General features: G+C 70.0%; 21 protein-coding genes. 13 read left to right on the top strand and 8 right to left on the bottom strand.

Annotated features, from left to right (window positions below; all coding sequences use genetic code 11):
- Positions 1 to 10: 10 nt before the first annotated feature.
- The 4 genes from AC3B5L_RS08980 to AC3B5L_RS08965 form a co-directional block, all read right to left on the bottom strand.
- Positions 11 to 631 carry a copper resistance CopC family protein gene (locus AC3B5L_RS08980; RefSeq protein WP_490095650.1) on the bottom strand — a complete coding sequence of 207 codons (621 nt, stop codon included), beginning with the start codon at positions 629 to 631 and terminating at the stop codon, positions 11 to 13.
- A 110-nt stretch (positions 632 to 741) separates the two neighbouring features.
- Positions 742 to 1,347, bottom strand: a complete 606-nt coding sequence (locus tag AC3B5L_RS08975) for a hypothetical protein (RefSeq protein ID WP_259954525.1) — start codon at positions 1,345 to 1,347, stop codon at positions 742 to 744.
- Between the two features lie 49 nt (positions 1,348 to 1,396).
- The gene (locus AC3B5L_RS08970) at positions 1,397 to 2,746 is read right to left on the bottom strand and encodes a cryptochrome/photolyase family protein (RefSeq protein ID WP_259954524.1); all 1,350 of its coding nucleotides are present in this window, start codon (positions 2,744 to 2,746) and stop codon (positions 1,397 to 1,399) included.
- The gene (locus tag AC3B5L_RS08965) at positions 2,743 to 3,120 is read right to left on the bottom strand and encodes a DoxX family protein (RefSeq protein WP_259954523.1); all 378 of its coding nucleotides are present in this window, start codon (positions 3,118 to 3,120) and stop codon (positions 2,743 to 2,745) included. Before AC3B5L_RS08965 ends, AC3B5L_RS08970 begins: the two co-directional genes overlap by 4 nt.
- A gap of 50 nt (positions 3,121 to 3,170) precedes the next feature.
- Between AC3B5L_RS08965 and AC3B5L_RS08960 the strand changes: the two genes are divergently transcribed.
- The 3 genes from AC3B5L_RS08960 to AC3B5L_RS08950 all read left to right on the top strand — a co-directional run bounded on the left by AC3B5L_RS08960 (position 3,171) and on the right by AC3B5L_RS08950 (position 6,143).
- A complete protein-coding gene (locus AC3B5L_RS08960) occupies positions 3,171 to 3,530 on the top strand; it encodes a YnfA family protein (RefSeq protein WP_259954522.1) in 360 nt (119 codons plus the stop codon).
- 121 nt (positions 3,531 to 3,651) lie between these two features.
- On the top strand, positions 3,652 to 5,592 hold the full coding sequence (gene thrS, locus AC3B5L_RS08955) for a threonine--tRNA ligase (protein ID WP_366236923.1): 1,941 nt from the start codon (positions 3,652 to 3,654) through the stop codon (positions 5,590 to 5,592).
- Positions 5,589 to 6,143, top strand: coding sequence for an HIT family protein (locus AC3B5L_RS08950; protein ID WP_187661532.1), 555 nt, complete (start codon positions 5,589 to 5,591; stop codon positions 6,141 to 6,143). Before thrS ends, AC3B5L_RS08950 begins: the two co-directional genes overlap by 4 nt.
- A 31-nt stretch (positions 6,144 to 6,174) precedes the next feature.
- Here the strand turns inward: AC3B5L_RS08950 and pdxY are convergent, their stop codons facing one another.
- Together pdxY and AC3B5L_RS08940 are read right to left on the bottom strand one after the other, a co-directional pair.
- A complete protein-coding gene (gene pdxY / locus AC3B5L_RS08945; RefSeq protein ID WP_187661531.1) occupies positions 6,175 to 7,026 on the bottom strand; it encodes a pyridoxal kinase PdxY in 852 nt (283 codons plus the stop codon).
- A gap of 46 nt (positions 7,027 to 7,072) precedes the next feature.
- Positions 7,073 to 8,380 (bottom strand): aminotransferase class I/II-fold pyridoxal phosphate-dependent enzyme, encoded by a 1,308-nt coding sequence (locus tag AC3B5L_RS08940; protein WP_259954521.1) that lies wholly within the window; start codon positions 8,378 to 8,380, stop codon positions 7,073 to 7,075.
- An 89-nt stretch (positions 8,381 to 8,469) separates the two neighbouring features.
- Here AC3B5L_RS08940 and pdxS point away from each other — a divergent pair, with 89 nt between their 5' ends.
- From pdxS to AC3B5L_RS08890, 10 genes are all read left to right on the top strand, one after another.
- Positions 8,470 to 9,363 carry a pyridoxal 5'-phosphate synthase lyase subunit PdxS gene (pdxS, locus tag AC3B5L_RS08935; protein ID WP_259954520.1) on the top strand — a complete coding sequence of 298 codons (894 nt, stop codon included), beginning with the start codon at positions 8,470 to 8,472 and terminating at the stop codon, positions 9,361 to 9,363.
- A complete protein-coding gene (gene pdxT / locus AC3B5L_RS08930) occupies positions 9,353 to 9,943 on the top strand; it encodes a pyridoxal 5'-phosphate synthase glutaminase subunit PdxT (protein ID WP_259954519.1) in 591 nt (196 codons plus the stop codon). The genes pdxS and pdxT overlap by 11 nt, the downstream gene beginning before the upstream one ends.
- Before the next feature lie 173 nt (positions 9,944 to 10,116).
- Complete coding sequence (locus AC3B5L_RS08925; RefSeq protein ID WP_187661527.1) at positions 10,117 to 10,878, top strand: YebC/PmpR family DNA-binding transcriptional regulator; 762 nt, start codon at positions 10,117 to 10,119, stop codon at positions 10,876 to 10,878.
- A gap of 45 nt (positions 10,879 to 10,923) precedes the next feature.
- Positions 10,924 to 11,508 (top strand): crossover junction endodeoxyribonuclease RuvC, encoded by a 585-nt coding sequence (gene ruvC, locus AC3B5L_RS08920; protein ID WP_187661526.1) that lies wholly within the window; start codon positions 10,924 to 10,926, stop codon positions 11,506 to 11,508.
- Between the two features lie 9 nt (positions 11,509 to 11,517).
- Entirely contained in the window at positions 11,518 to 12,138 is a 621-nt protein-coding gene (gene ruvA, locus AC3B5L_RS08915) for a Holliday junction branch migration protein RuvA (protein ID WP_259954517.1), read from the top strand.
- The gene (gene ruvB / locus AC3B5L_RS08910; RefSeq protein WP_259954516.1) at positions 12,131 to 13,156 is read left to right on the top strand and encodes a Holliday junction branch migration DNA helicase RuvB; all 1,026 of its coding nucleotides are present in this window, start codon (positions 12,131 to 12,133) and stop codon (positions 13,154 to 13,156) included. Before ruvA ends, ruvB begins: the two co-directional genes overlap by 8 nt.
- A gap of 72 nt (positions 13,157 to 13,228) precedes the next feature.
- Complete coding sequence (locus AC3B5L_RS08905; protein ID WP_327036709.1) at positions 13,229 to 13,630, top strand: preprotein translocase subunit YajC; 402 nt, start codon at positions 13,229 to 13,231, stop codon at positions 13,628 to 13,630.
- A gap of 55 nt (positions 13,631 to 13,685) precedes the next feature.
- A complete protein-coding gene (gene secD, locus AC3B5L_RS08900; RefSeq protein WP_187661523.1) occupies positions 13,686 to 15,416 on the top strand; it encodes a protein translocase subunit SecD in 1,731 nt (576 codons plus the stop codon).
- Complete coding sequence (secF, locus tag AC3B5L_RS08895) at positions 15,416 to 16,405, top strand: protein translocase subunit SecF (RefSeq protein ID WP_187661522.1); 990 nt, start codon at positions 15,416 to 15,418, stop codon at positions 16,403 to 16,405. The genes secD and secF overlap by 1 nt, the downstream gene beginning before the upstream one ends.
- Before the next feature lie 64 nt (positions 16,406 to 16,469).
- Positions 16,470 to 18,722 (top strand): RelA/SpoT family protein, encoded by a 2,253-nt coding sequence (locus tag AC3B5L_RS08890; RefSeq protein WP_187661521.1) that lies wholly within the window; start codon positions 16,470 to 16,472, stop codon positions 18,720 to 18,722.
- On the opposite strand, the gene AC3B5L_RS08885 is transcribed toward AC3B5L_RS08890, so the two are convergent.
- Together AC3B5L_RS08885 and AC3B5L_RS08880 are read right to left on the bottom strand one after the other, a co-directional pair.
- Positions 18,709 to 19,257 (bottom strand): type IV toxin-antitoxin system AbiEi family antitoxin, encoded by a 549-nt coding sequence (locus AC3B5L_RS08885; RefSeq protein ID WP_490095649.1) that lies wholly within the window; start codon positions 19,255 to 19,257, stop codon positions 18,709 to 18,711. The two genes, AC3B5L_RS08890 and AC3B5L_RS08885, sit on opposite strands and share 14 nt — an antisense overlap.
- 59 nt (positions 19,258 to 19,316) lie before the next feature.
- Positions 19,317 to 20,669, bottom strand: coding sequence for a DUF349 domain-containing protein (locus AC3B5L_RS08880; RefSeq protein ID WP_268776289.1), 1,353 nt, complete (start codon positions 20,667 to 20,669; stop codon positions 19,317 to 19,319).
- Between the last annotated feature and the right edge of the window lie 161 nt (positions 20,670 to 20,830).

The following is a 20,830-nucleotide window of genomic DNA, read 5'->3' as shown; positions in this document are numbered from 1 at the left end:
ATGATGCCTTTCAGGAGTTCTCTGCCGTGTCGTCGCCGGATTCCGGCGGCACGGCGGCCGCGCGGCGGCGGCGGAGATTGAGGAGGAGGGCGAAAGCAGCGACGGCGAGTGCCGCGCCCGCCCCGCCGACGAGCAGGACCCGGATCGGGTCGCCCGTCTCGTCTGCGTTCTGATCCGATGCGGTCGACGAGTCGTCCGGGGCGGAGGAGGTCGGCTCCGGGCTCTGTGTCGACTCCAGCGGGACGGCGTCTCCGACGGCGAAGGGGATGACCCCCGCGATCGGGTGCCCGTCCTCGGAGACGACCTGCCAACGCACCTGGTACCCGCCGTCCGGCATGTCCGTCCTGAGAGCGGCCGTGACATTCCGGCCGCGCACCTCCACCTCGCCGGTCGCCCAGTCCTCGCCCTCCGCGTCGACGACGAGGACGACGGCCCCGGCGGTCGACTCGTCGAGGACGAGGAGCTCGCCCGAGAACGTCATGGTGACGCTCGAGGGCGCAGCATCGAGATGCTCACCGTCGCCGGGGTCGCTCTCGAGGAGTTGGTCATGGGCGGTCGCCGGCGCTGCCGTCGCGAGGATCGCGACAGCCGCCAGCACCGCCCCGGCCGCGAATCTGCGGACAGGGGACATGGAAGAGCCTCTCTTCAGACGTCGCCGAGCGACGTGGGTACCTGCGTTCGGACGCGCGTCACCGGGACAGCGCGAGGACGCACCGCACGGCGCGAAGCCGTGGGCGCGGATCAGAGCGCGGGAAGAGAGGGCGGTGCGCGCCCGAGAAGCGGGGTGAGGAGCCGAAGATCATGGGCCGTCCGGACGAGGAAGACCCCGGCCAGGCGACACGGAGAGGTGGCGGAGCGCGGGGCGAGCGTCACGTCCGCACGCCGACGCACCCAGCGGATCAATCGGACGGCGAGATCACGCACGGTGAGGAGCAGCCGCTCGCCGCGGTGGAGCGCCGTCACCGTGAGGAGGGCGGCGAGGGCGTGCCCGAGCCACATCGCGGCGTCCGCGGTCGCGACGACCGCAGCGCCCTCGGCTGCGGGAAGCACGAGCGGTGCGCCGTGCACGTGCCGGATCGCCACGCCGGACGGAGTGACCGTGCCGAGCACGAAGAGCACGTGGAAGAGGAACTGGCTCACAGCCACCGAGAGGGCGAGTCGGGTGAGGGAGAGCTTCCGTCCGGCGAGCAGCACGCTCACCATGAAGGCGAACAGCCAGGGCACGAGGATGCCCAAGGGGCCCGGCATCTCTCCGCCGCCGCTCACATGACCTGCGAGAGCCACGAAGATCGCGAGCGACGAGGTCGCGAAGCCCCGCACGACGGCGGGCTTGCGGGACGGGCTCACGGCCACCAGTCTGCCATGTGCCGGAGTCCGTGACGGGCCGGGGCGCGCGTCAGCCCCGTGGTGCTCCGGTGCGCTTCACGACGTCGTAGGCGGCGAGCGCAGCCTTGCGCGTCTCGCCGAGGTCGACGATCGGCTCAGTGGGGGCGTCCGCAGCCCAGCGCCCGATGTAGTGCCCCTCGCCGTCGAATTTCCTGGCCTGCAGCTCCGGGTTGAACACGCGGAAGTACGGGGCAGCGTCGGCGCCGGAACCCGCGACCCACTGCCAGTTGAACGGATTGCTCGCGTCATCGGCGTCCACCAACGTGTCCCAGAACCACTCCTCGCCGAGGCGCCAGTCGATGAGGAGGTTCTTGACGAGGAACGATGCCGTGACCATCCGCACCCGGTTGTGCATGTACCCGGTGTGCCAGAGCTCGCGCATGCCCGCGTCGACGAGGGGAACTCCGGTTTCGCCGTGCTGCCAGAGCTCCAGACGTGCGGGATCCAGCGGAGGCCACGGGAACGCGTCGAACTCCCGCCGCAGGTTCTTCGTCGCGAGGTCGGGGAAGTGGAACAGCGTGTGCCAGGCGAACTCGCGCCAGCCCAGCTCCGAGAGGAATCCGCCCGCCCCGTCGACCTCGATCGCCTCATGCCACACGGTGAACGGACTGAGCTCGCCCCAGCGCAGTCGCGGAGACAGCCGGGAGGTGGCACCGGCAGCCGGGGCGTCGCGAGCGTGGTCGTACGTGCGGATGTCGTCGGCGAGGAAGTGCTGCAACCGGCGGCGCGCGGCGGGCTCCCCGGGCTCCCATGTCTCGCGGAGCCCGCCCGCCCAGTCCGGGGCGGTCGGTAGCAGCCCCCAGTCGTCCAGCGCATCGGAGGAGAGCCGCTTCCCGGCGCCGGGGAGCTCGCGGGGTTCGGGGAGCGGAGCGCGCGGGGCCGGAAGGGCCAGACAGGCCCGCCAGAACGGCGTGAAGACCGAATAGTGCGTGCCGCTCCCGGTGGTGACCGTCCACGGCTCGTGCAGGAGCGACCCCGCGAAAGACGCCACCTGGAGACCGTCGTCGCGCAGCGTCGCCTTCAGCCCCGCGTCGATCTCGCGCCCGGCCGCCTCGTAGCGGCGGTTCCAGAAGACCGCTCCGGCACCCGACTCGGCGACCAGCTCCCGCACGATCCGGTCGGCGGGCCCGCGCCGCAGCACCAGCGTCGTCCCCTTCTCCTGCAGCCGCGCGGCGAGGGAGGCCAGCGAATGGTGCAGCCACCAACGCGCGGCACCGCCCAGCCGACGGATGCCGGGGGACTCCTCATCGAGGACGAAGAGCGCGATGATCGGTTCGTCGCGGTCGACCGCGGCACGCAGCGCGGGGTTGTCGGCCAGGCGGAGATCGTCGCGGAACCAGACGATCGAGGGCGAGGTCATCGGGTCGCCCACAGGGCCCAGGCGATCAGCAGAGGCTGCAGGAACAGGCGGCCGAACCGCCGCCGCTCCGTGTCGAGCCCGGGCGTCGATCTCCCGGTGCGCCACTGATGCCAGTTGCCAGGGAAGACCGCGGCGAAGAATCCCGCCGTCGCCCACCCCATCTTGCGGCGTTCCCGCGGCAGAGCCACCAGGCCCGCCGCGAGCGCGACCTCGGCCGCACCCGACGCCAGGACGATCGTGTCCTTGTCCATCCGGGTCAAGCGGGTCGCCCAGTCGGGCACGACGACCCGGAACCCGCGTGTCTGGGTGAAGTGCAGCACGCCCATCGTCCCGAGGGCGAGAGCAAGGAGCCAGCGGGCGATCGTCCGTGTCATGCGCCCACGCTACCGTCCCCGTCGGACGCCGTGCCTGTCACACTGAGGCGATGACCGTGCTGCGCATCACCGTCCTCTTCTTCCTCGCCGCCATCGCCGAGATCGGCGGTGCCTGGCTCATCTGGCAGGCGGTGAAGGAGGACAGGGGGTGGCTGTTCGCCGTCCTCGGGGTGATGGCCCTCGGTGCCTACGGGTTCATCGCGGCGCTGCAGCCGGACGCGAACTTCGGCCGCGTCCTGGCCGCCTACGGCGGGATCTTCATCGCAGGCTCCCTCGCCTGGGGCGTCATCGTCGACGGATTCCGCCCCACCTCGTGGGACGTGATCGGATCCGTGGTGGCGCTGGCCGGGGCGGCGATCATCATCTTCGCACCGGCGGCCGCGGATCCGCTGTCGGAGACCGCCGCGTGACGGTCGGCGACCGGCGAGCGGACGAGTAGCCTAGATCCAGACCCAGATGGAGTGATCAGTGCCTGAAAACGCCCAGCCGACCGACGGCTTCGCCCTGTTCTCTGACCGAAACGTCGTCGCCATGCGCGTCGGCGGCGTCCTGAAGGACCTCGCTGCGACGGTCACCGACACCGACGACGTCGAGCCCGTCACGATCGACAGCCCCGACGGCCTGAACATCCTGCGTCACTCGACCGCGCATGTGCTCGCGCAGGCGGTGCAGCGGATCAACCCGCAGGCGAACCTCGGCATCGGTCCGCCCATCACCGACGGCTTCTATTACGACTTCGGCGTCGACACCCCGTTCACGCCCGAGGACATCAAGGCGATCTCCAAGGAGATGCAGCGCATCGTCCGCGAGGGCCAGCGCTTCGTCCGTCGCGTCGTGACCGACGAGGAGGCTCGTGCGGAGCTCGCGGACGAGCCGTTCAAGCTCGAGCTCATCGGGCTCAAGGGCCCGTCGACGGCCTCCGAGGGCGAGATCGCCGAGGGGGCATCCGTCGAGGTGGGCGAGGGCGAGCTCACGATCTACGACAACACCACCCGCGATGGCGAGGTCGTCTGGAAGGACCTCTGCCGCGGTCCGCACCTGCCCAACACGCGCATGATCGGCAATGGCTGGGACCTCACCCGCATCGCCGCCGCGTACTGGCGGGGGAGCGAGAAGAACCCGCAGCTCCAGCGCATCTACGGCACCGCATGGCCGACGAAGGACGAGCTGCGCGCCTACCAGGAGCGCATCGCCGAGGCCGAGCGTCGCGACCACCGCAAGCTCGGCGCCGAGATGGACCTGTTCTCGTTCCCGGACGAGATCGGCTCGGGACTGGCCGTGTTCCATCCCAAGGGCGGCATCATCCGCTACGAGATCGAGGAGAACCTGCGCAAGCACCTGCTGCGCAACGGCTACGACCTCGTCAACAGCCCGCACATCACGAAGAAGGATCTCTTCATGACGTCCGGGCACCTGCAGACCTATGCGGACGGCATGTTCCCCCCGATGCACCTCGACGAGGTCGTCGACGACGAGGGCAACGTCACCCGCCAGGGCCAGGACTACTACCTGAAGCCGATGAACTGCCCGTTCCACAACCTCATCTTCCGTTCGCGCGGGCGCTCCTACCGGGAGCTGCCGCTGCGTCTGGCCGAGTTCGGCACGGTCTACCGCTACGAGAAGTCCGGCACGCTGTCGGGGCTCACCCGCGTGCGCGGTCTGACCCAGGACGACGCGCACATCTACGTCGCCCAGGACCAGGTGAAGGAGGAGCTCACCACCAACCTGAACCTCGTGCTCGACCTGCTCCGGGACTACGGCCTCAACGACTTCTACCTCGAGCTCTCGACGAACGAGGAGGGCAACCCGAAGTTCCTCGGCGAGCCCGAGCAGTGGGCGACGGCGATCGACACGCTGCGCGAGGTCGCGATCGAATCCGGTCTCGAGCTCGTCGCCGACCCGGGTGGCGCGGCCTTCTACGGCCCGAAGATCTCGGTGCAGGCCCGCGACGCCATCGGCCGCACCTGGCAGATGTCGACCATCCAGCTCGACTTCAACCAGCCCGACCGGTTCGAGCTGGAGTACACCGGTCCCGACGGGCAGAAGCACCGGCCTGTGATGATCCACCGGGCGCTCCTCGGCTCCGTCGAGCGCTTCTTCGCGATCCTCCTCGAGCACTACGCCGGCGACTTCCCGCTCTGGCTCGCGCCCAGCCAGGTGGTGGGTGTGCCGGTGGCCGAGCAGTACGGCGACTACCTGGACGACGTCATCGCGCAGCTCCGGGCGGCGGGCGTGCGGGCCGACGTCGACCACTCCGACGACCGGATGCAGAAGAAGATCCGGAATCACACCACCGCGAAGGTGCCGCTGATCCTCATCGTGGGGGAGCAGGATCGTGCCGCGGGGACGGTGTCGTTCCGCTTCCGCGACGGCACGCAGGAGAACGGCGTGCCGGTCGCCGACGCGGTGCGCCGGATCAGCGCCGCCATCGCCTCGCACGCGCTGGTGTTGAAGGCGGGAGACCTCGCATGACGGACGGTGAGGCGGACCTCGAGGACGCCTCCCGTCTCGTCGGGGTGCCCGACGAGTTCCAGCGGCTGTGGACCCCGCACCGGATGGCGTACATCCAGGCCGGGCCGGAGCCGCTGCGCGAGGAATGCCCGTTCTGCGAGGCACCGAAGTACCCGGATGCCGAGCGGCTCATCGTGGCGCGCGGGGAGACCGCGTACGTGCTGCTGAACCTCTTCCCGTACAACTCGGGTCACCTGCTCGTCTGCCCGTACCGGCACATCGCCACCTACGACCAGGCGACGGCCGAGGAGGTCGCCGAGATCGGCGCCCTCACCCAGACCGCGATGCGCGTGCTCCGCGAGGTCTCCGGCTGCGACGGCTTCAACCTCGGCATGAACCAGGGAGCGGTGGCCGGAGCGGGCGTGGACGCGCATCTGCACCAGCACGTGGTGCCGCGGTGGCGCTCGGACGCGAACTTCTTCCCGATCATCGCCAAGACGAAGGCGCTCCCGCAGCTCCTCGGCGAGGTGCGGGAGGCCGTCGCCGAGGCGTGGCCCCCCGCCGACCGCTGAGCCGTCGCGTCGGGGTCCCCGTTCCGGGGACTCAGCGCACCTGCCGTGCGGTGAACTGCATCCGCGGGTTCGCGTAGAACTCCTGCGCCTCGACGAGCTGCAGCTCGCGCTCGCCCGAGTCGAGCGTGGCCTGCAGCAGGTCGTAGACGCTCGAGGCGGTGCGCTCCAGAGCGGTCTGCGCGCTGCCGGTCGCGACGTAGTGCGCGGTGAACAGCGCCGCCGTCACGTCGCCGGAGCCGTTCGCCTTCATCGGCAGGTGCGGGGTCTGCACGAGCCACGCGCCCGCGTCGTCCACGGCGAGCATCTCGATCGTGCCCTCTTCGCGGTCCGGCCGCTCGACGCTCGTGACGAGCACCGTGCGCGGCCCCATCGCCCGCGCGAGGTCGACCGACGCGAGGGTCGACTCGAGCGTGTCGGGCTCGGTCTCGGTGAGGAAGCCCAGCTCGAACTGGTTCGGCGTGATGATGTCGGCCACCGGCACCACGCGTTCGCGGAGCAGGATCGGGATGGCCGGAGCCACGAAGCAGCCGGACTTCGCGTTGCCCATGACCGGGTCGCACGCGTACAGCGCCGTGGGGTTCGCGGCCTTCACCCTGGCGACCGCGTCGATGATGACGTCGCCGATGCCCTCGCTGCCCTGGTAGCCGCTGAGCACGGCGTCGATGGAGCCGAACACGCCGCGCTCCTCGATGCCGGTGATGACCTCGCCCACATCGGCGGGGTCGATCAGCGGGCCGCGCCAGGCGCCATACCCGGTGTGGTTCGAGAAGGTGACGGTGTAGACCGGCAGCACCTCGACGCCGATGCGCTGGAGCGGGAAGACAGCCGCGGAATTGCCGACGTGACCGTATGCGACGGCGGACTGGATGGACAGGATCTTCATACCCGGTCCCTTTCATTCTGGGCGGGCCGGAGCCCGCGTCGGGTGGTCATCGTCCGGCGGCGACGAGGTCGGCGATGAGGGTCGCCGTGTCGTCCTCGGAGAGGTCGTGCACGGTCAGGCGGAGGTGGCGCGAAGGCTCGGCGCGCTCGTCCAGCGCGAAGTCGTCGCCGGTGCGCGCGAGCCAGCCCCGGCGCATGAGGTGGTCGGCGATGGCGCGCGCCGGCTTGGCGAAGCCGACCCACAGGCTCAGGCCGTCCGGGTCCGGGGCGTCGATCCCCTCCGCGCGCAGGCGTTCCGCGAAGGCGGCGTTCCGCGCGGCGTAGTGCCGACCTGCCTCCGCGATCTCATCGCGCACGGCGGGGTCGGTGAGCTGGGCGAGCGTGAGGCGCTGCAGCAGGTGGCTCACCCAGGTGGTGCCGGGGCTGAGCCGCATCGCCAGGCGCTCAGCGGTCTCGGGATCGGTCGCCGCGAGGGCCAGGCACATGTCAGGGCCCAGGAACTTCGACACCGAGCGCACCAGGGCGAACCGTCGGTGCTCCGGGCCGATCAGCGACTCGTAGGGGCGCTGCGAGAGCAGAGAGAAGTGGTCGTCCTCGATCACGAGCACGTACGGGTGATCGGCGAGCACGGCCCGCAGCGCCTTCGCCCGGGCGGGGGAGAGGCTGACGCCCGTCGGGTTCTGTGCCCGCGGGGTGCAGATGACGGCGCGGACACCCGCGTCCAGAGCGGCACGGAGGCCGTCGACCGTCATGCCCTCCTCGTCCACCGGCACCGTGACGGCCCGGTACCCGCCGAGCCGCACGGTATGGATGCTCGCGAGGAAGCAGGGGTCCTCGAGGGCCACCGCGTCGTCCCGCATCAGGGCCTGGGCGAGCAGCCGTTCGACGGCATCCACGGCCCCGCTGGTGACGGTGACGCGGAAGTCCTGCCCTGGAAGGTCGGCGCCCATCCACTCCCGTGCCCACGCTTCGAGACCGCGGTCGATCACCGGCTCGCCGTAGAGCACGGGGCGGCGGCCGATCGTGCCGAGCGCCTGCGACGGGTCGGGGATCCGAGAAGGGTCGGGGTTGCCCGTGCCGATGTCGCGGAGCACGGTGTCCGGCGCGTAGCCCTCCTGCGGCACGACGTCGACGCCGGCGAGCACGGTGCCCGCGCGCCCTCGCGAATGCACGAGTCCCGCCTGCGCGAGCTGGCGGTAGGCGGCGACCGCGGTGTTCCGGTTGACACCGAGTGTCGCCGCGAGCTCGCGCACCGGAGGAAGGACCTCGCCGGGGCGGAGCGTGCCGCGGTCCCGGAGGGCGCGCACGCTGTCCGCGATCTCGGCCGCGGTGGTTCCCCTGATCTGCTCGCTCATGATCCTCCTCCGAGATTCTAGGTGGAGCGGACAGTGCTACCTTTGATCTAGATCAAAAACCATTTCGGATCATCCGACAGGAGACCCCCATGACCGAGCAGCCCACCACCGGATCCGCACGCGTGAAGCGCGGTCTCGCCGAGATGCTCAAGGGCGGCGTCATCATGGACGTCGTCACCGCCGAGCAGGCGAAGATCGCCGAGGACGCCGGCGCCGTCGCCGTGATGGCACTGGAGCGGGTCCCCGCGGACATCCGCGCGCAGGGCGGCGTCTCGCGGATGAGCGACCCGGACATGATCGACAGCATCATCGACGCGGTGTCCATCCCCGTCATGGCGAAGGCGCGGATCGGGCACTTCGTCGAGGCGCAGGTGCTGCAGGAGCTCGGCGTCGACTACATCGACGAGTCCGAGGTGCTCTCGCCCGCCGACTACGTGAACCACATCGACAAGTTCGGCTTCACCGTGCCGTTCGTCTGTGGGGCCACGAACCTGGGGGAGGCGCTGCGCCGCATCAACGAGGGCGCGGCGATGATCCGCTCCAAGGGCGAGGCCGGCACGGGTGACGTGTCCGAGGCGATGAAGCACATCCGGAAGATCCGGGGAGAGATCGCCGCGCTGACCGCGCTGCCGAAGGACGAACTGTTCGTGGCGGCGAAGGAGTTGCAGGCGCCCTATGAGCTCGTCGCGGAGATCGCCGAGACCGGGAGGCTCCCCGTGGTGCTGTTCGTCGCCGGTGGGGTCGCGACCCCGGCCGACGCGGCGATGATGATGCAGCTCGGCGCCGACGGCGTGTTCGTCGGCTCCGGCATCTTCAAGTCCGGCAATCCCGCCGAGCGGGCGAAGGCCATCGTGAAGGCCACCACGTTCTTCGACGACCCGAAGGTGATCGCCGAGGTGTCCCGCGGGTTGGGCGAGGCGATGGTCGGCATCAATGTGAGCGACCTGCCCGCGCCGCACCGCCTCGCCGAGCGTGGCTGGTAGTCCGCGCGTCGGCGTCCTCGCGCTCCAGGGGGACGTGCGGGAGCATGCCGTGCTCCTCGAGGCCCTCGGCGCCGACGTCGCTCTGGTCCGTCGGCCCGAGGAACTCGCCCGGGTCGACGGCCTCGTGATCCCTGGCGGCGAATCGACCGTGATCGACAAGCTGGCGCGGCTGTTCGGGCTGCAGCAGCCGATCCGTGACGCGATCGCCGGCGGGATGCCGGTGCTCGGCACCTGCGCGGGGCTGATCCTGCTGGCCGATGAGGTCATCGACGCGATCGACGGGCAGCAGAGCTTCGGCGGACTCGATGCGGTCGTGCGGCGCAACGCGTTCGGGCGGCAGGCCGAGTCGTTCGAGGCGGAGCTGACGGTGCCCGCGTTCCACGAGCCGGTGACCGCAGCCTTCATCCGCGGACCCGTCGTGGAGGCGGTGGGGCCGCGGGCCTCGGTGCTCGCGACGCTGCCGGACGGCCGTGTGGTCGCCGTGGAGCAGGACGGGCTGCTCGGCCTGAGCTTCCACCCGGAGATCTCGAACGAGACGCGGTTCCACCGGCGCTTCCTGGATCGGATCTCCCGCCGTTGACTTCGCGACTGCGAGTTCAGGCCTGCGCGGGAGAACAGGCGCCTCCGCGCGCAGATGCCTGAACTCGCGCGAACGCCTGTGCCAGCGGAACCGGAGCGGTGCCGCGGCACGTTTCGATAGACTGGACGACGCCCTGGGCGGCGTTCCGGGGCGCAGACGACGAGCGGAGACTTATGTCCGGGCATTCCAAGTGGGCCACGACCAAGCACAAGAAGGCCGTCATCGACGCGCGCCGTGCGAAGTCCTGGGCCAAGCTCATCAAGAACATCGAGGTCGCGGCCAAGCTGGGCGGCGCCGATCTGCAGGGCAACCCGACGCTCTTCGACGCGGTGCTCAAGGCGAAGAAGACCTCCGTCCCCAAGGACAACATCGACCGCGCCATCAAGCGCGGTGCCGGCATCGGCGGCGAGGCCGTCGAGTACACCTCGATCATGTACGAGGGCTACGGGCCCAACGGCGTCGCGCTCATGATCGAGTGTCTGACCGACAACAAGAACCGCGCCGCGGCCGAGGTGCGCACGGCACTCAGCCGCAACGGCGGCACCCTCGCCGACCCGGGCAGTGTCGCGTACAACTTCAGCCGCAAGGGCGTCATCGTCGTCGGTTCCGAGGGCACCACCGAGGATGACGTCATGATGGCGGCGCTGGAGGCCGGCGCCGAGGAGATCGAGCCGCACGCCGAGGGCTTCGAGGTCATCACCGAGGCGAGCGACCTGGTGGCCGTCCGCTCGGCCCTGCAGGACGCCGGGATCGACTACGAGTCGGCGGACGTCGAGTTCGTGCCGAACCTCAAGGTCGAGATCGACGCCGAGACCGCCCGCAAGGTGTTCCGCCTCATCGATGCGCTCGAGGACAGCGAGGACGTGCAGAACGTCTTCAGCAACTTCGATCTGTCGGCCGAGGTCCAGGCGGAGCTCGAGAACGACGACGCGTAGGCGCGGCGCGAGCCGGCGACGGCGCACGCGGCCTAGCCTGATCGGGTGACCACTTCGCTGCGCGTGCTCGGCATCGACCCCGGACTGACCCGGTGCGGTGTCGGGATCGTCGATGTCGACCGTGCCCGCCGCGGCACGCTGGTCCACGTGGGGGTGATCCGCTCCGCCCCGGATGCGGAGATCGGCGACCGCCTCGCCGTCGTCGCGGCGGGCATCCGCGCCGCGATCGCCGAGCACCGACCCGATGCGGTCGCGGTCGAGAGGGTGTTCGCGCAGCAGAACACGCATACGGTCATGGGCACCGCGCAGGCGAGCGGTGTCGCGCTCCTGATCGCCGCAGAGGCGGGCCTGCCGGCGGCGACCCACACGCCGAGCGAGGTCAAGGCCGCCGTCACCGGGTACGGCTCCGCCGACAAGCGTCAGGTCCAGGCGATGATCGCGCGGATCCTGCGGTTGGATGCCCCTCCGCAGCCGGCCGACGCCGCCGATGCCCTGGCGATCGCCCTCTGTCACGCCTGGCGCCGCGGCGCCCCGGTGTCGAGCCGCGCGGGCGGCGGCCTGACCCCCGCGCAGCGCGCATGGGCCGACGCGGAGCGTGTCGCTCGAACATATCTACGAGCCGGCTCCTAGACTGAGAGGATGATCTCCTCTCTGCACGGCACCGTGCTGCACACGACGCCGGACCAGGTCATCATCGACGTCGGCGGCGTGGGCTTCGCGGTCGCGGTCCCGGCCGATGTCGCCCACACCGCGACGGTGGGGGAGAAGCTCCTGCTGCACACGAGCCTCATCGTGCGGGAGGACTCGCTGTCCCTGTTCGGGTTCGCCGACCGCGGAGAGCTGGAGATCTTCAGCCTGCTGCTCAGCGTCACCGGGGTCGGTCCGAAGTCGGCGCTCGGCGTGCTGTCGCACCTCACCGCCGACCAGATCGCCGAGGCGGTGACCGCGGAGGACGACGCTCCGTTCCGTCGGGTCTCCGGCATCGGCCCGAAGACGGCCAAGCTCATCGTCGTGCAGCTCGCCGGCAAGGTGCAGCCCGTGGCTGCGCCGTCGGCTCCTGCGGCGGCCGGAGGCGGGGACATCGTCACCCAGGTGACGGTGGCGCTCGTCGGGCTCGGCTGGTCGGAGAAGGTCGCAGCCGAGGCGGCGACCCAGACGGCGACGGATGCGACGGACACCGAGCGCGCGTCGGTCGCCCTCCTCCTGCGGCGTACGCTCGCGCTGCTCGGACCCGCGCAGGCAGGCCAGGGCCGTGGCTGACGCCCTCGATCCGACCGAGCCGACGGACGAGTCCGAACTCGCCATCGAGGGCGCCCTCCGCCCCTCGAGCCTCGACGAGTTCGTGGGGCAGCAGAAGGTGCGGGGACAGCTGCAGCTCCTCCTGGAGGCGGCCCGCATCCAATCGCGCCCTGCGGACCACATCCTGCTCGCCGGCCCTCCCGGACTCGGCAAGACGACGCTGGCGATGATCGTGGCGCACGAGAGCGAGCGTCCGCTGCGCATGTCCAGCGGGCCTGCGATCCAGCACGCCGGGGATCTGGCGGCGCTGCTGTCGAGCCTCGTGCCCGGCGAGGTCCTCTTCATCGACGAGATCCATCGCATGGCCCGGTCGGCGGAGGAGATGCTGTACCTCGCCATGGAGGACTACCGGATCGACATCATGGTCGGGAAGGGCGCGGGGGCGACCAGCATCCCGCTGGAGCTGTCTCCGTTCACCCTGGTCGGTGCCACCACGCGTTCCGGGCTGCTGCCCAATCCGCTGCGGGACCGGTTCGGTTTCACCGGGCACCTCGAGTTCTACGATGAGGGGGAGCTGGAGCGGGTGATCGGCCGTTCCGCTGCGGTGCTCGGCGTCGACCTCCCGACGGACTCGCTCTCCGAGATCGCGCGACGCTCCCGCGGGACCCCGCGCATCGCGAACCGGCTGCTGCGCCGCGTGCGCGACTATGCGCTCGTGCACGGTGGCGGCGAGGCGACGCTCAGCGGCGTGCGGGCGGCCCTCGACCTCTACGACGTGGACGCGATCGGACTGGACCGTCTGGACCGCGCGGTGCTGGAGGCCCTGGTGCGTCGGTTCCGCGGCGGACCGGTCGGCCTGAGCACGCTCGCGGTGGCGGTGGGAGAGGAGCCGGAGACCGTCGAGAGCGTGGTCGAGCCCTATCTCGTCCGGATCGGCTTCCTGGGCAGGACGCCCCGAGGGCGGGTCGCGACGCCGGAGGCCTACGACCACCTCGGTGTGGCGCACCCGGACGGGATGCTGAAGTTGGATGACCTATAATCGCTGAAGACTTCCCCGATACCGCTGTGCGCCCAAAGGCTGGTGCGTGCACCTGAGAAAGGCGCCATCCCCATGCCCATGGAATTTGTCCTCTTCGGACTCCTCGCCGTCCTGCTGATCTTCATGATCTTCAACACGCGCAAGCGCACCCGGCAGATGAAGGCCGAGCAGGAGGAGAAGGCGACCAAGACGGTGCCCGGCGCCAAGGTCCTGCTGCAGGGCGGCATCTACGGCACCATCGTCGCGTACGACGCCGAAGACCTCGATTCCCCGGCCCTCGTGGAGATCGCGCCCGGCACCGTCATCGAGGTGCACAGCCAGGCCATCCTCCGTGTCGTGGAGCCCAAGGACGCCATCGTCGACGCGCCTCTCGCCGGCGCGGACGACCACATCGTCGACGAGACCGCCGCTCCCGCGCTGGAGACGCCGGAGGAGACCCGCGCCCGCCTCGAGCGGGACGCCGACGACAAGTAGCACGCGGGCCGTCACGGCCTCCCGGATCACCGTCCTTCCAGAAAGCTGAACACACGTGGCTTCATCCTCTCCCGTCCGCCACGCCTGGCGGGTCCTCCTCGGCCTGCTCCTCGTGACGGGCGTGCTCTTCGGCATCAACGCGCTGGGTGTGTACGTCTTCAAGCAGAGCTCGTGGACACCCGAGCTCGCGCTCGATCTGCAGGGCGGCACCCAGATCGTCCTGAGCGCCGAGACCGAGGACGGAGCCGCGCCGACGCAGGAGCAGCTCGATCAGGCCGCGGCGATCATCCGTCAGCGTGTCGACGCCTCCGGCGTCGCCGAGGCCGACATCACCACCGAGGGCGGGCGCAACATCGTCGTCCAGATCCCCGGTGAGGCTGACGAGCAGACGCGGCAGCGCATCCAGTCCAGCGCTCAGCTCGAGTTCCGTCCCGTGCTCTACACCACGGCGGCGAGCACCGAGTTCGTCGGCGAGGACGGCAACTCCACGCCGTACCCGAGCCCGGACCCGTCGCTGAACGCGGAGCCCACGGCGGAGCCCACGGACGCCAGCGACCTCTCGTGGGTCACCGACAAGCTCGCGGCGGAGTTCCAGGCGTACGACTGCGCCAACCCCGCCAACGACCCGTCGAAGGCCCCGAAGGACGAGCCGGTGATCGCCTGCTCGCCCGATGACACGGCCAAGTTCATCCTGGGCCCGGCTGAGCTGGACGGCCGCGCGATCACCGACGCCACCGCGGGACGCGACCCGCGCTCCGGTGCCTGGATCGTGCAGCTCACCATGAACGGCGAGGGCGCGGACGCCTTCGGCCAGGTCAGCACCCGCCTCAACCAGAACCGCATCGACGGACTGTCGCCGCGCGACCAGTTCGCATTCGTGCTCGACGGCGAGGTCATCAGCGCACCGCGCATGAACGGCGTCATCCTCGACGGCCGTCCCAGCATCTCGGGCAGCTTCACGCAGGAGAGCGCGACGACCCTGGCCGACCAGCTCAAGTTCGGAGCCCTTCCGCTCAGCTTCGAGGTGCAGAGCTCGGACACGATCTCCGCGACCCTCGGCACCCAGCAGCTCCAGATCGGTTTGATCGCGGGCCTCATCGGTCTCGCGCTCGTGGCGGTGTACTCGCTGCTGTCCTACCGCGCACTCGGGACGGTGATCATCGCGTCGATCGCGGTGATGGCGGTGCTCACGTACATCGTCATCTGCATCCTGGCGTGGCGGATCGGCTTCCGGCTGTCGCTCGCCGGCGTCGCCGGCCTGATCGTGTCGATCGGCTTCACCGCGGACTCCTTCATCGTCTACTTCGAGCGCATCCGAGACGAACTGCGCGACGGCAAGTCCATCACCGGTGCCGTCGAGGACGGCTGGGGTCGGGCGAAGCGGACGATCTACATCTCCAAGTCCATCAACGTCCTGGCCGCCGTGGTGCTGTACATCCTCGCCGACTCGACGGTCAAGGGCTTCGCGTTCACCCTCGGCCTCACGACGGTCATCGACGTGCTGATCTTCGTCATCTTCACCCACCCGGTCATGCAGCTGCTCGCTCGTACGCGGTTCTTCGGCGGCGGGCACAAGCTCTCCGGCCTCGACCCCGAGGCCCTGGGTGCCGTGTACCGGAGCCGCTCGCAGTACCGCGAGGTCGCCACGGCGTCCGCGGGGCGCGGGGCGAAGAACGCGCGCTCGCGCGGAGAGGCGGACCGCCGGCAGACCATCGCCGAGCGCAAGCGGGCGGAGGCCCTCGCCGCCGAGAGACAGACCACGGCCGGAAGAGAGGGAGACAACTGATGCCTTCCATGAATGAGTTCGGCAACAACCTCTACACGGGCAAGACCTCCTTCCCGTTCGTCGGCCGCCGCCGCCTCTGGTTCATCATCGCGATCGCTCTGGTCGTCGGCTCGGCCCTCGTGCCGCTGTTCCGCCCGATCCAGTTCTCGATCGAGTTCACCGGCGGCTCGCAGTTCACGGTCGCCGCGCCCGACACCACGGATCAGGACACCGCGACCGAAGCGGTGCAGTCGGTGGTTCCCGGCGCCGCCACCAAGGTCGTCATCGTCAACGACCAGGACGTCCGGGTGCAGACCGATCAGATGACGGAGGCGGAGACACAGCAGGTGGCGGGCGCCCTCGCCGACGCCTACGGCGTCGAGCCCGATGCGGTCGCCTCCTCGTTCATCGGCCCGGCCTGGGGCGAGAGCGTCACCCGGCAGTCGCTGTGGGGCCTGGCGATCTTCCTCGCGCTGACCTTCCTCATCCTCGCCATCTACTTCCGCACCTGGAAGATGTCGGCGGCGGCGATCATCGGTCTGCTCGACGTGCTCGTGATCACGGTCGGCGTGTACGCCCTCGCCGGGTTCGAGATCTCGCCGGCGGCCGTCATCGGCTTCCTGACGATCCTCGCGTACTCCCTGTACGACACCACTGTCGTGTTCGACAAGATCAGGGAGAACACCACGGAGGACGGGGAGAAGACGTCGCGGCTGTTCGGGGAGTCGGTCAACCTCGCGGTGAACCAGACCCTCATCCGGTCGATCAACACCTCCGTGGTGGCGGCGCTGCCGGTCGGTGCGATCCTCTTCATCGGCGCCTTCTGGCTCGGTGCCGAGACGCTGACCGACATCTCGCTGTCGATCTTCGTGGGCATCCTCGTGGCGACGTACTCGACGCTCTTCGTGGCCGCGCCGCTGTACTCGCTGTTCCGTGAGAACGAGCCGCAGATCAAGGAGCGCGACGCCCGTATCCGTGCCGCACGGACCAAAGCGGCTGTCGACGCCTGACGCCCCGCCGCGGGGCCGACCCCCGCTCAGCGCGCGTAGGATTGTCTGATTCGGAGGTGAGTGGATGGCGGAGCCGCAGACGGCATCGCAGGGTTCGAGTCTGCGACGGCTGGTGCCCCGCATCTTCTCGCGCGCGTCCCGGATCAACGATCTCGACAATCTGATCCGCACCGTCAGGGCCAACCACCCGAAGGGCGACTTCGCCGTCATCTCCCGCGCCTATGCCGTGGCGAAGGAGAAGCACGAGGGACAGAAGCGGCAGAGCGGCGAGCCGTACATCACGCACCCGCTCGCCGTCGCGCAGATCCTCGCGGAGCTCGGTCTCGGACCGCGCGCGATCGCCGCCGCCCTGCTGCACGACACCGTCGAGGACACCGGTTACGCGCTCACCGATCTGACCGCCGAGTTCGGCGACGAGGTCGCGATGCTCGTCGACGGCGTCACCAAGCTCGACAAGGTCAAGTACGGCGAGAGCGCGCAGGCCGAGACCGTCCGCAAGATGATCGTCGCGATGTCGAAGGACATCCGGGTCCTGCTCATCAAGCTCGCCGACCGGCTTCACAACGCCCGCACCTGGGGCTTCGTCCCGCCGGAGAAGGCGGCGAAGAAGGCCAAGGAGACGCTGGAGATCTACGCGCCGCTGGCCAATCGCCTCGGCATCCAGGCGATCAAGTCGGAGCTCGAAGACCTGTCCTTCGCGGTCCTCCACCCGAAGATCTACAACGAGATCCACAGCCTCATCGCCCAGCGCACCCCGCAGCGCGAGAAGTACCTGAGCCAGGTCATCGAGGAGATCGACGAAGACCTCCGCGACCTGCGCATCCGCGGCAAGGTCGTCGGCCGGCCCAAGCAGCTGTACTCGGTGTATCAGAAGATGGTCATCCGCGGTCGCGAGTTCGACGACATCTACGACCTGATCGGGATCCGTGTCCTCGTCTCGTCCGTGCGCGACTGCTACGCCGTGCTCGGGGCCATCCACGCCCGCTGGACGCCGCTGCCCGGCCGGTTCAAGGACTACATCGCCACCCCGAAGTTCAACCTCTACCAATCGCTGCACACGACCGTGATCGGCCCGGCCGGTCGCACGGTCGAGATCCAGATCCGCACGCACGAGATGCACCACCAGGCGGAGTACGGCGTCGCCGCGCACTGGATGTACAAGGAGCGGATGAACGGCGGAGGCAAGGCCGAGGTCCGCGCCTCCGACACCGACATGGCGTGGCTCGCGCACATCTCCGACTGGCAGGCCGAGACCGCAGACCCCGGGGAGTTCCTCGACTCCCTGCGGTTCGAGATCGGCGCCAAGGAGGTCTACGTCTTCACTCCGAAGGGGCGCGTGATCGGTCTCCCAGCCGGCGCCACCCCGGTGGACTTCGCCTACGCCGTGCACACCGAGATCGGGCACCGCACCATGGGCGCCAAGGTCAACGGACGCCTGGTGCCGCTGGAGTCGGAGCTGAAGAGCGGCGACGTCGTGGAGGTCTTCACCTCCAAGAATCCGGACGCGGGGCCGAGCCAGGACTGGCTCGGGTTCGTCAAGAGCACCCGTGCCAGGAACAAGATCCGCGGCTGGTTCACGAAGGAGCGCCGCGAAGAGGCCATCGAGCAGGGCAAGGAGGCGATCGCCCGCGCGATGCGCCGGCAGAACCTCCCGCTGCAGCGTCTGATGAGCCAGGACTCGTTCACCGAGGTCGCTCACCAGATGCACTACGAGGACGTCTCGGGTCTCTATGCCGCTGTCGGCGAGGGCCACGTCTCTACCCAGTCGGTGCTGGAGAAGGTCACCGCGCTCGTCGCCACCGACGAGCCGACCACCGGGGCGATCGACCTTCCGGGAAGCGTCCAGACGCGAGAGTCGCGGGGCGGCGACTCCGGTGTGCTGGTGCGCGGCGCGAACGACATCCTCGTCAAGCTCGCGAAGTGCTGCACTCCGGTGCCCGGTGATCCCATCGTCGGCTTCGTCACCCGGGGGAGCGGTGTCTCCGTGCACCGGGCGGACTGCGTGAACGTGAAGGCTCTCAGCGGCGAGCAGGACCGCTTCGTCGAGGTCTCCTGGGCGCCGACGAAGAAGAGCGTGTTCCGTGTGCAGATCCAGGTGGAGGCCCTGGACCGCTCCGGCCTCCTCTCGGACGTCACGCGGGTGCTCAGCGAGCATCACGTGAACATCCTGTCGGCGACCGTGTCGACGACGGATGAGCGCCTGGCACTCAGTCGGTTCGTGTTCGAGATGGGTGACGCCGTGCACCTGGACCGCGTCCTGAACGCGGTGCGCCGGATCGACGCCGTCTACGACGTGTACCGCGTCACGTCCTCCTGACGAGCCGCTCCAACGCCGCGACACCACTGACGCTGCCGGGCACTCGGTGCCGGGCCCGGAGGTCGGCGATGGCGCCGTCGAGCGCGGTCGGGTCGACCTGGGCGAGGGCCTGCATCCACGGGAGCACACGGGGATCGCGGTGCAGCGCCGTGGCGAGGTCGCCCATCGTGCGCACCGGCGACGTCACGAAGATCCCGCCGAGGCGGGCCAGGTCCGCCGCGGGGACCAAGGTGTCGTGGAACGACACTCTGGTCTGCACCCGCGGGCGCACCCGGCGCTCCACGCAGCGTCGCACGTGGTGGATCGACGGCGGGGCATCGCGGGCGCCGTGGATCCAGGCGGCACTGGGCCCGCAGGCCGCTGCGCCCTCCTGGACGAGCGCGGCGATGCTCTGCGCCCGCACATCGGGGGACTCCGGCAGATCAGCCGGGATGTAGGCGTCACCGACCTCGACGACATGGCCGTCGATCCGGGCGGCACTGAGCTCGCCCACGCTCAGGCGCGCGCCGGGCAGATACAGCAGAGCGGGGTGCATGCCGCCAGTGTGGCGTGATGCACCCCGCTCATGCGGAGATCAGTGAACCTGTGGAGAGCTCAGCCGCCGAGGGCGTTGAGCCAGGCGCGACGGGCCTCGAGGGCGTCCGCTGCCTCCTTGGCGGCCTTGCTGTCCCCAGCCTTCTCGGCGGCGGCCAGTTCGGACTCGAGCTTCTCGATGGCCTCGTGGAGCTGCGAGCTCATGTCGTTCGCCCGCGCCTTGGTCTCGGGGTTGTTCTTCTTCCAGTCGACGTCCTCGCGCGCCTTGAGTGCCTGCTCGATGACGCGGAGCTTGTCGTCGAGTGCGCGCTCCTTGTCGCGCGGGAAGATGCGTCCGACCTCGTCCCACTCGCGCTGGATACGCGTGAGCAGGGCGCGGGCGCGCTTGATGTTCGGCTCGTCGGCGACCGCCTTCGCCTGCTCGAGCAGCGCCTGCCGGGCCTCGATCTTCGGAGCCGAGTCGGCCTCCTCCGCAGCGGCCTGCTCGGCACGGGCGGCGTAGAGAGCGTCTCCGGCGGCCTTGAACCGCGCCCACAGGGCGTCGTCGGCCTTGCGTCCGGCGCGACCGGCCGTCTTCCACTCGTCCAGGAGGGAGCGGTAGGCGGGGATGCCGTCGACCCCGCGCGGGGCCAGGGCCTCGGCGCGCTCGACCAGTCGGGACTTCGCGTCGCGCGCCGCCTTGTGCGCATCGTCGAGCTCGGAGTAGAACGCCCGGCGGTGCTTGTCGACGACGGCCCTGGCATCGCGGAACCGCTTCCAGAGCTGCTGCGAGACGCCCTTCGACAGGCGCGGACCGTTCTGCTGCTGCGCCTGCCAGGACTCGAACAGCTCGTTGAGCTCGGCGGTCACCTGCTTCCACTGGACCTTGCTCAGGTCGCGGGCGGCGATGGCTTCGGCACGCTCGACGAGGGCGGTGCGCTCGGCGACGGCCTGCTCGACGAGCTCCTTCGCCTGCTGCGCCTCCTGAGCGGTGGCCTCGGACAGCGACGCGGTCAGTGCGGTGAGGCGGTCGCGGAGGCCGGCGAGGTCGCCGACGGCCGCGGCATCCGTAGCTTCGTCGATGAGGTGGGCGGCCTGCTTGGACAGGTCGCTCGCCGAGGCGCCGCCGGCCTGGTGACGCTGCTCGAGGGCGACGACCTTGAAGGCGATGTCGTCGTACTTGCGGACGAAGTAGGCCAGGGCCTCGTCGGGAGTGCCGTCCGGGTACTGACCGACGACGCGCCAGGACTCGCCCTCGCGCACCTCGACAGTGCCGTCTTCGGAGACCCGGCCCCATTCGCCGGCGGAGGAGACCGGGGTCGGCTTCGCCGCGGCCGGCGCGACGGCGGCCGGTGTCGGCGCCTTTCGCGGCAGCGGCACGGCGGGCGGGGTGGGAACGGGCGGGGTCGGCTTCGCGGGCTCGTTGGCAGACACGGTGATTCTCCTTGCGCGGTCACGCCGCGGGAGGCGGAAAGGACGAGGCTCAGCCTAGTACGCCCTCTTCGATCCGCGAGACCCCGTCTTCCCGCCGAGACCCCGTGCTTCGTGCGCGAACGAGGCGGGGTCTCGACGGCGACCCGGGGTCTCGACAAAGT

Source organism: Microbacterium sp. C-MGS6 (assembly GCF_058140415.1).
This window is presented reverse-complemented; position numbering and strand designations above follow the sequence as displayed.